The sequence below is a fragment of the Nonomuraea sp. NPDC049400 genome, from assembly GCF_044466425.1.
Classification (GTDB): Bacteria; Actinomycetota; Actinomycetes; order Streptosporangiales; family Streptosporangiaceae; genus Nonomuraea.
Map to the genome: position 1 here is coordinate 1 of NZ_JBITMP010000122.1, position 8,497 is coordinate 8,497.

Below are 8,497 nucleotides of genomic sequence, written 5' to 3' on the forward strand. Positions count from 1 at the left end.
TCAAGCCCAGCCCCGCCCCGCCCGCCCGGCGCGCCCCCGCCCCCGCCCGGCGGCCCCCCAAACGGCCCCCCCCCCCCGCCCTACCCCCTGGTGGACCGGGGGGGGGGGGCCCCCCCGGGGCCCCCCCGCCACCCGAGAAAAGAACTTGTGAGGGTACAGGTGGTGAGGGTTGGCCTGCTGACGGACATCCCGTCCCGACCGCAGGCATGTGACCCTCCCGTCGAGCCGGGCCGCAAGGGCTTTCCGGCCGCCCTTACAAGATTTTTTGCGCCTTCGCCTCACGCCCCAACCCCAAGGGCGCGAAGGCGCAAAAAATCTTGACGGCCCGGCGGCCGGAAAGATCCCTTGCACCCCTCCTGCTCGCCGGAAGGGTCCGGATGCCCTGTCGGGACGGGATCCCCGAGCCACCAGGGCTCACTCCCGTCTCAAAGGGAGTTCGGAATGAACGAGCCGATCATCATCCTGTCGGGCAACCTGGTCGACAAGCCGGAACTGCGCTTCACCCCGACCGGGCAGGCGGTCGCCCGCTTCCGCATCGGGAACACCCCCCGCTACCGCGACAGCCAGAACGCCAACGAATGGAAGGACGGCGAGAGCCTCTTCCTGACCTGCAACGTCTGGCGCGGGCAGGCTGAGAACGCCGCGGCGACCCTCGAGAAGGGCATGCGGGTCAACGTGACCGGACGGCTCCGGCAGCGTTCCTACGAGACCAAGGAAGGCGAGTCGCGCACGGTCTACGAGATCGAGGTGGACGAGGTGAGCCCGTCTCTGCGCAACGCGACCGCCCAGGTCACCCGCACGAGGAACTTCGACCAGGGAGCGCCGGAGGACTGGCAGAGCGCCACGCGGCAGCGCCCGCCCGCGCCCGCCCCGGCGGGGTATGCCGACCAGAACTGGCAGACAGCGCCCGGACCCGAGGCGGGCTGGGCCGCCCAGGAGGGCCAGCATGCGATGGCAGGCGCCCCGGCCGGTGCGCCGCCGGCGGGCGGCGCCTGGAACGGGTACGGGTACGGGGTACCCAATCAGCCCCAGGGCCAGCCCGGTCAGCCTGGTCAGCCGCCGTTCTAGCCGACGGGACCCGGGTTCGGATCGCAGTCCTATCGCGCACAGGTCTCTCCGAGCCCGGGCCCATCGCGTCTCCACTTCCCCTCGCGCCCGCCGACCTCCATCGGCCTGGCGCGAGGGGCTCTACCGTCCGGCGGCCAGCTGCCTGCGTTGAGCTGGGGCGGGCGCCGTCTCCCTCACCTCTTCCGGTGCCGGCTCACTGACCCTGGTTCGCAAGGAGTTCGCCATCATGGATCCCCGCATGGAACGCATCCATCGTTTCGCCAGTATGCAAACGCTGCTTCGGCTGCTGGAATCGCTGCCGACTGAGGCCCTGCCGACGCACGCCGTCAAGGTGGTCCCTTCTGAGGACGCCGCTGTGATGAACGTGATCGCCGAGCGCCTGAGGAACATGGGCCGATCGTTCACCGACCAGGGCGCCGGCACGATGCGGACGATCATCGTGGATCTGGGCGGTGGGTTCACGATGCGCTGGGAAGCGGCCCCTCCGCAGGGTGACGACGCCGACCCGAACGTGTGCCACCTCACCCCTGAACCCTTCGTGCCACGCCACGATCCCATGGCGTGCGTGCTGGCGGCCGCCAGCTAGCCGGCCGCACTCTGCCGGTCATCGTCCGAAGCGGCCTCTCGTTCTCCGCCGCCTGCTACGGCCGTTGATCATGCGGCAGGCCCGGCCGATCACCAGGGTTCACTTCGCGCCGGACCATGCCCCGGAGCAAGCAGCCGAAGCCCCATGAGGGCGCCGCCAGATCACGGCGGCGCGGGCAGCGGCACGGCCAGGCGGGACTCGCCTCGCCCTCTGCCGCTGACCGCCTAGTCGCAACCTCAGAGGGAGGGCGTGATGCTCCGTCCGATTTTGTCCTGCGTACTGATTTGCGGCAGCCGCGATTGGCGCTGGCCGCACACCGTCCACACCGTCTGTGATCGCCTAACCGTACGGTACGGCGATCTGATCTTCGTCGAAGGTTGCGCCCGCGGAGCCGACGCCGCGGTGCATGCCTGGTGCCGCGGCCGAGGCCTGCCGGCCGAGCGGCACCGCTGCTACCCCGTGAACTGGGCCGCTGAACGCCGGCGCCGCCCGGCCACCTTCAGACTCGCCGGGCACGAGCGGAACGCTCGGATGCTGAGCGAGACCCGGCCGCAGCTCATCATCGCTCTGCACGAGGCCTTCGACGTCGGACGCGGAGGCACTTCGGACATGGCGTTGCGAGGACTGCTCGCCCGCGTGCCCGTCTGGCTGATCACCGGCCGGGACCCGGCCCTCGGCCGATGGCTCAGCCTCGAGGAGTTCCCGGCCAGGCGCATTCAGCGCATCCTCAGCGAACCATCGCCGACCGCAGCGGCTGGCTAGCCATCACGCGGCTGACCGCTGCCCGAGCCCCAGGCTCCTGCCTGGGGCTCTTTTTACGCGCCGACGGACGACACTCACGACCGCATCAAGCAGCCCCTGGCCAGGCCCTGGGCTTTCCATGCACGCGGTGTCGCAGACCGTCCGGCCCTGCCGATCTTCTCGACAGCTCAAAGGAACCTGCGATGTGGCCCTTTCGCATCAAGAACGCAACCGTCTGCAGTGACTGCGACGGCAGCAAGACCAAGAACACCCAGACGTGGAAGCTCGGCAAAGGCTGGGTCGCCGGCGAACCACAGCCCTGCCGAACGTGCAAGGGCAAAGGCGTCGTAAGCCTGTAACGACCGAGTCTCTCTGTCACGAGCGTAGGCGCAGGCCACGAGCCGATCCTGGCCCACCCTCCGTCCGGCTGTTGCCAGCACGCCACCCTCGCCCCGCCCTGCTCTGAGCCGACAGGAGTTCTCGAACGGCCTCGCCTGCCCTCTCGACGGTCATACCGCCGGTGAGTGGCCAAGGCCGCCCGTGGCCTCATCACGCCACGACAACCGTCTTTCTCCGCGCCTGAGGCTTCTGGCCCGTGCAGAGCCATGCCAAGGGATCTCGTCACTCGCCGGGAGTGGACCTCCCGGCCGGCCCCCCCTGTGAACCATCGAAGGGATCGACATGCCCAACCCGAAACGCCGCCTCCTTGTCGTCGTCATGGACCGCTCCTACTCCATGCACTCGGTGAAGAAGGACGCTGAAGGCGGTCTCATGACGCTTCTTCAGGAGCAGAAGACCAACCGCGCCGAGACGCTCGTCTCCCTCTACGACTTCGCCGACGACTACCGCATCGTCTACGAATACGCGCCCTTGAACGCGGTCCCCGTCTATCACCTGCACCCCGCGGGCAACACCGCGCTGCTCGACGCGATCGGCATCACTATCACCCGCATCGCCGATCACCTCGACCAGATGCCGGAAGGTGACCAGCCTGGCGAGATCTGCCTCGCCATCCAGACCGATGGCGAAGATAACGTCTCCCGCACCTACGACCTGGATCGCGTCAACGAGCTGATCACGGCCAAACGCGCCGCCGGCTGGAAGATCTCCTTCCTCGGAGCCGACCAGGACGCGATCACCGTCGGCGCAGCCCTGGGCATCGATCCCGCAATGACGCTCTCCTACGGATCGAGCAAGACCCAGGAGTCCCTGACCCGGGCTGGGCGGATGCTCTCGCGCGGCGGCTCCGGCTTCACCGAGGCCGACCGCGACGCCACCCGCTTCTAACCTCCGCGCGGCCCCCGCCCCAGCGCGGGGGCCGCGCCCACAAGGCCCTGCATCCCCACGCCTGGCGCGCCAGCCACCGGCAACGTCCATGGCCACTCCGCCCCACGCGGTCCCACCCCGAAACAGCTCTTTTGCCGCCGAGCCGGTCGGGTGAAGACCCGTCCGCACTTCCAAGGAGGTCCCTTGATCATGTCCCTTGATGGTTCCTTCCAGCCGCTTGCCCCCGTCGACCCTGCGGAGCTGCTCGGCCTCGTCCCCTTTCTTCTCGGGCACCAGCCCCGGCGGGCTCTGGTGATCCTCGCGCTATCCGGCCAAGAGCAGCCACAAGGGGTGATCCAGCAGGCGCTGCCGACCTCTGAGACCGCCGACACGGTCGCGCTGGCGCAGCACACCTTGCAGGTCCTGCGCAGCCTCCCGGGGGCGCAGCAGGTCGTCGTGATCGGATATGGAGACGACCAGCAGGTCTCGCCCACCATGGAGGTCCTCCGGTTTCTTCTTGACGACACCGGCATCCTCATCCGCGAGGCACTGCGCTTCGAGAACGACCGCTACTGGTCCTATCTCTGTCACGAGATTTCCGGAAGTTCATTCTGACTGAAGATCTTTCGTCTGGAACTCAGGTGGTTCTGCCTTCCTGTGGGTGTAGGGTTCCTGAGTTCATCGTGTCGGTTAGGTGCCGTTGTCCGCGTGTTGTTTGTCGGCGCTCGTCGTCTTGCTCGTCAGGAGACAAAGCGAAAGGCCGCCGCCGCGCCTGATTCGACGCGGACGGTCGGCCTTCCGGTCACTCGATCATGCCGTCCGTCAGGACGGCATGAAAAAGTCCAACACTTGCAAGCCGAGGGTGACGAACGCGCCGAAAGCCGCCGCACCGGCGGCGATCGCGAGCGGCACCTTCATGCCGCCCCACCAAGCGAGCCCGCCGCCGACGATGCCGAAGATCACGGCTGCAACGATGAGGATCGCGAACGACAGTCCTTTCATGACGACGCTAAAGTTGGACATGCTGACACTCTTGAATCCGAGGGTGAGACGGCAAGTAGGCGACTTCCCCGAGGCCCATCGGGGAGGTCGCCGCCGTCGTTCTCGGTTTCCGTTTCATCTTGATCTCCTCAAGTCGATCTCTTCCACGGCATGTGATCGTCCCGGTCAACCACCTCCTCCCGTGCTCCCTCATTAGGGTTCTACCGGGGCATTCGGGATCTTCGCCTGTTGCTGCGGGCGCAAAATCGCAGATCAGGAGCGAATGCGTCAGGAAGTCCCGACACTGACGGCCATCGCGGGACGATGCTCACTAAAAGTTATTTCCAACTACTTTTAGTCAGCTAGCGGCGATCCGAACAGCTGTTACTCCTGATGCAGGAGCGCCAGCAGCCGAAATGGACCTCCAAAGGCGGCGGGAGTCGTCGTGTTCGGTCACCGCCCGAGGCGGAACGTCCGGGACCATGGTCGCAAGCGGACGATTGAGCAGGATGCCCTCAGGTCAGGAGTCCCAGGGTTTCAGGCGCTTCCCAGGCCGTCAGCTGCCGCTCGGGGTCGGTTTCCTCCTGCGCGAACTGGTTGATCAGCTCGACGAGGGCTTGCCGGTCCTGCTCGGGGAGGTCCTGCAGCAGGTTGATCACCGGCTGGAGCACCTCCACCGTGGCCTCGGACGCGATGGCGTCGTCGTCGCTGAGGTCGAGCCTGATGACGATCTCCGTGAGGGCTTTGGCGAGGGTGCGTTCGAGCGTGGTCATGATAGGGCTCCTGGCCGGTCGTCGGGAGGGGTGCGGTGCATCCGGAGACTCTGCGGGCTGCCGCCGACGAGGCGAAGGCACGCTGTGCCGAGTGGCTGCACGTCGACTAACAGCCTTCATCTGGAAAGGACACGTCGAGACTCAAGTGATCTTCAGTAAGGATTCGTCGTGCTGCTTCTGCATAGGCAACGGCAGTGGTCGCATCGAAGCCGAACACACACGCCAAATGGAGTGGATCAGCACGGTTCGCGAGAGCCTCGTCTAGGACGCGGTCCATGCGGATCTCTTCGAGTTGGATGCCGTGGCGGAGCAGGTGCTGTTTGGGGAAGTACTTGCTCACCGGTCTTTGGCCGCCGGCGGTGATGCGTGAGACCAAGACATGGGGGTTCTTCGTGTGCGGCCATTGGCGGGCACGCTCGCGCAGGTAGGCCAGCAATGCTTGGGCGGTGAACTCGTCGAGCGGCCGCGTGACTCCGTTGAGCGTGATGCGCTGGTTAGCCAGGTCGACATCACTGATCTTGAGATGCCGGATGGCGACGGGGCGAGCAGCGTGGATGGCGGCCAAGCCGATGATCAAACGAAGGGTGGCGGTGTCGGCCACGTCGGCAGCTGCCTGAATTCTCGTCTCTTGCAGGGGGACGAGGCTGGAGTGGGCCGGGGTTCTTGTGGTGCGGAGCCCTTGGGTCGGGTTGGTGAAGATCTTGCGGTCCTTCTTGGCGTAGCGGAACAGGGACTTCAGCGCGGTGAGGACGTTGTGGTGTCGGCGGCCACCGAGCTTGTCCATCGCAGCGAGCAGGAGGTCCTTGGTGATCTCGCGGAGGTGATCGTGAGTGTGTCCCCACTCGATGAGATAGGGACGGACCAGCCCGAAGTAGGTGTAGATCGTGGCGTCGCTGCGGGGCTTGGTGCGGGTGTCGCCGTTGTGGAGCCAGAACAGCCAGTCGCGTGCGCAGCTGGCGAAGCCCGCTGGCAGGTCTGCCGTTTGCCGGACGATCCAGTCTTCGATGGCAGGTGGGCGCTGGCCGGTGAGCAGGTCCAGATCGGCGAGGACTGCCGCGACGCGGCGTGCGGGGAGGTTGAAGCCGGTCAGCTGCAGGACTTCGGCTTCGGGGATCTGGTCGCCGTCGATGTGCCCGGAAAGCAGCATCGGCAACGATCGGTCGACGTCGTAGCGGACGTAGGCCGACCAGCCGCGTTCCTGCCCGATCTGGGCAGCGCGTGAGCGTGCCAGGATCAGCGCCGGGTTGTCGAGCTCGGCGTGCAGTTCGGCGTCGTAGCGGGTCAGGTCGCGCATGGGGCGGTCGAACAGGGGGATCTGGCGATTCAGCGCAGCGGGCCGCAGCGGTGGCGGTGGCGGCGGCGGTGCTGGTGCGCGGCGAGAACGAGCCAGACGGGGCATTCCCGGCAGCATCCTGGGCTGTTCGACTCGGCCAGCCTGGGCCTGCTGGCGGTGGTAGGACTTGCGGCAGTAGGCGTTGCAAAACCGCGCATAACGGCCGTTGCCCGAATAGGCGATGACGGCGCCGCACCGCAGGCACGGATCGAGAGCGTCTCCGGACCTCATCGAGGTGGCATCGACCGATCGCGGCGGGCCTTGGGCGTGATGGTGCGTCGGCCTTCGGCGGCGACCGCGGTGGCGGGCTGGTCCTCCTGCTCGGTGCCGGGCCTGGTGACCTTGTCGGGTTCTGGGCTCATCAGTTCATTGAGATCGCAGCCCAGCACGACGCAGATGACGTCGAGCTCGTCCAGCTTTACCGAGGCGGGGGTGCCCGACCACAGCCCTGACATCTTCCCGGCACTGATCTTCAATCCGTGTGCGGCGAGGAGTCGTTGCAGCTCGCTGGCTTTCCAGATCCCGCGATGGGCGGCTGTGATCCGAAGGTTCCACTTCATGGCGTCAGTGCCTTCCAGCGCTCGGCGGCGCGTTGCTGCCCGGCGATCCAGGCGTCTTCGATGTGTGTGCGGTGGACATGGACGTAGTGCATCGTGGTGGCGATCCAGCTGTGTCCAAGCAGGGCCTGGATGGCGAGCAGATCCATGCCGGCCCGGTAGAGCTGTGAGGCGGCGTAGTGCCGCAGGACGTGAGGGGTGAGCTTGCCGGCCCATGCAGGCAAGTGGCGGGCGGTGGCCTGCTCCAGGGCCTCGCGCAGGACGTCGTAGCCGACGCGGCGGCAGGTGCCGTCGTTGTTCTTGCGCTCGGAGGGGAACAGCGGCGAGCCAGGCCGCGTGTGGTCGCCGGCGAAGTTGGCCCAGATGTCTTCGATGAACCACTCCAGCGTCCGGTCGGCTCCGTTGATCAACGGCACCATGCGCTGCTTGGGGCCGCGTCGTCGCGAACCCTTGCCGAAGCGGATGTTGAGCTTGCCGAAGTGGCCCAGGTCCCAGTGCACGTCATCGAGGTCGAGCTTGCGGGCTTCGCTGATGCGCAGGCCGACGTCGCTGATCAGTCGCGCGACGGTGTAGTTGCGGGCGGAGGTGTAGTACTTGCGGCAGGTGGTGAGCTCTTCCCGCCAGCCCTTGAACAGCTGCTCGACCTCTGCCTCGGTGGGCGGGATGCGCAGGCGCGTATCGACGTGCTTGCGCGGTCGATTCACTTCATCCAGCGGGCACTCGACGACGCGGCCGGTCAGGTTGTGGATCTCGACCTGGTGCCGTTGCTCCAGGAACGAGAAGTAGATCGACAGTGCCATCGCGTAGGCCGACCGAGTGGCAGGGCTGGCGTCTCTGAGCTCTCGTCCGAAGAAGGCGTCGGCGTCGGTCGGCTCCATCTCGAACACCGGCCGCCCGAACCACTCTCGGATCCGGTCTAACTGGCTGACCTCGCGCTGGATGGTGGCATCGGTGACACCTCCTGAGGCCCGAGCCAGCACGTACTCGGCGACGAGATCGATCTCATACGCGGCGAGATCGTCAGCCGTCGATGGAGCACGGAGCTCTCGAAGATCCTTGACCGCTGCAAGCCCCACCGCTGACAGCGGCCATGAAAAGCGGTTCTGATCCACTTACTGTGATCTGTTCGCGAGAGTTACGAGCCTCCTTCAGTCCGCATGGAGAATCTGTAGGCGCAGCAGGTCGAAGGAGG

The 8,497-nt window shown here is 66.6% G+C and carries 10 protein-coding genes and 1 pseudogene; 6 read left to right on the top strand and 5 right to left on the bottom strand.

Features of this window, described 5'->3' with window-relative positions:
* Positions 1-441: 441 nt before the first annotated feature.
* The 6 genes and pseudogenes from ssb to ACIBVN_RS60325 all read left to right on the top strand — a co-directional run bounded on the left by ssb (position 442) and on the right by ACIBVN_RS60325 (position 4,276).
* Positions 442-1,068: a single-stranded DNA-binding protein gene (ssb, locus tag ACIBVN_RS60300; protein ID WP_397151854.1), complete on the top strand. Its 627-nt coding sequence runs from the start codon at positions 442-444 to the stop codon at positions 1,066-1,068.
* 226 nt (positions 1,069-1,294) lie between these two features.
* The gene (locus ACIBVN_RS60305; protein WP_397151856.1) at positions 1,295-1,654 is read left to right on the top strand and encodes a hypothetical protein; all 360 of its coding nucleotides are present in this window, start codon (positions 1,295-1,297) and stop codon (positions 1,652-1,654) included.
* Positions 1,655-1,906: 252 nt separating this feature from the next.
* Positions 1,907-2,092: pseudogene (locus ACIBVN_RS60310) on the top strand (SLOG family protein); the annotation flags it as partial.
* A 93-nt stretch (positions 2,093-2,185) separates the two neighbouring features.
* Entirely contained in the window at positions 2,186-2,416 is a 231-nt protein-coding gene (locus ACIBVN_RS60315; protein ID WP_397151872.1) for a hypothetical protein, read from the top strand.
* Positions 2,417-3,076: 660 nt separating this feature from the next.
* Positions 3,077-3,682 (top strand): hypothetical protein, encoded by a 606-nt coding sequence (locus ACIBVN_RS60320; RefSeq protein WP_397151858.1) that lies wholly within the window; start codon positions 3,077-3,079, stop codon positions 3,680-3,682.
* Between the two features lie 189 nt (positions 3,683-3,871).
* A complete protein-coding gene (locus tag ACIBVN_RS60325) occupies positions 3,872-4,276 on the top strand; it encodes a DUF4192 family protein (protein ID WP_397151860.1) in 405 nt (134 codons plus the stop codon).
* Between the two features lie 207 nt (positions 4,277-4,483).
* Here the strand turns inward: ACIBVN_RS60325 and ACIBVN_RS60330 are convergent, their stop codons facing one another.
* The 5 genes from ACIBVN_RS60330 to ACIBVN_RS60350 form a co-directional block, all read right to left on the bottom strand.
* The gene (locus ACIBVN_RS60330; protein WP_397151862.1) at positions 4,484-4,684 is read right to left on the bottom strand and encodes a hypothetical protein; all 201 of its coding nucleotides are present in this window, start codon (positions 4,682-4,684) and stop codon (positions 4,484-4,486) included.
* Positions 4,685-5,157: 473 nt separating this feature from the next.
* The gene (locus ACIBVN_RS60335) at positions 5,158-5,415 is read right to left on the bottom strand and encodes a hypothetical protein (protein ID WP_397151864.1); all 258 of its coding nucleotides are present in this window, start codon (positions 5,413-5,415) and stop codon (positions 5,158-5,160) included.
* Positions 5,416-5,521: 106 nt separating this feature from the next.
* A complete protein-coding gene (locus ACIBVN_RS60340) occupies positions 5,522-6,979 on the bottom strand; it encodes a hypothetical protein (RefSeq protein ID WP_397151866.1) in 1,458 nt (485 codons plus the stop codon).
* The gene (locus ACIBVN_RS60345) at positions 6,976-7,308 is read right to left on the bottom strand and encodes a helix-turn-helix domain-containing protein (protein ID WP_397151868.1); all 333 of its coding nucleotides are present in this window, start codon (positions 7,306-7,308) and stop codon (positions 6,976-6,978) included. Before ACIBVN_RS60345 ends, ACIBVN_RS60340 begins: the two co-directional genes overlap by 4 nt.
* Positions 7,305-8,381 carry a tyrosine-type recombinase/integrase gene (locus ACIBVN_RS60350; RefSeq protein WP_397151870.1) on the bottom strand — a complete coding sequence of 359 codons (1,077 nt, stop codon included), beginning with the start codon at positions 8,379-8,381 and terminating at the stop codon, positions 7,305-7,307. Before ACIBVN_RS60350 ends, ACIBVN_RS60345 begins: the two co-directional genes overlap by 4 nt.
* Positions 8,382-8,497 lie beyond the last annotated feature (116 nt).

Excerpts from the sequence above, each read along its gene's own strand:
- ACIBVN_RS60315 (WP_397151872.1), top strand. The coding sequence starts at position 2,186 with ATGCTGAGCGAGACCCGGCCGCAGCTCATCATCGCTCTGCACGAGGCC.
- ACIBVN_RS60325 (WP_397151860.1), top strand. The coding sequence starts at position 3,872 with ATGTCCCTTGATGGTTCCTTCCAGCCGCTTGCCCCCGTCGACCCTGCG.
- ACIBVN_RS60305 (WP_397151856.1), top strand. The coding sequence starts at position 1,295 with ATGGATCCCCGCATGGAACGCATCCATCGTTTCGCCAGTATGCAAACG.
- ACIBVN_RS60340 (WP_397151866.1), bottom strand. The coding sequence starts at position 6,979 with ATGAGGTCCGGAGACGCTCTCGATCCGTGCCTGCGGTGCGGCGCCGTC.
- ACIBVN_RS60345 (WP_397151868.1), bottom strand. The coding sequence starts at position 7,308 with ATGAAGTGGAACCTTCGGATCACAGCCGCCCATCGCGGGATCTGGAAA.
- ssb (WP_397151854.1), top strand. The coding sequence starts at position 442 with ATGAACGAGCCGATCATCATCCTGTCGGGCAACCTGGTCGACAAGCCG.
- ACIBVN_RS60320 (WP_397151858.1), top strand. The coding sequence starts at position 3,077 with ATGCCCAACCCGAAACGCCGCCTCCTTGTCGTCGTCATGGACCGCTCC.
- ACIBVN_RS60330 (WP_397151862.1), bottom strand. The coding sequence starts at position 4,684 with ATGTCCAACTTTAGCGTCGTCATGAAAGGACTGTCGTTCGCGATCCTC.
- ACIBVN_RS60335 (WP_397151864.1), bottom strand. The coding sequence starts at position 5,415 with ATGACCACGCTCGAACGCACCCTCGCCAAAGCCCTCACGGAGATCGTC.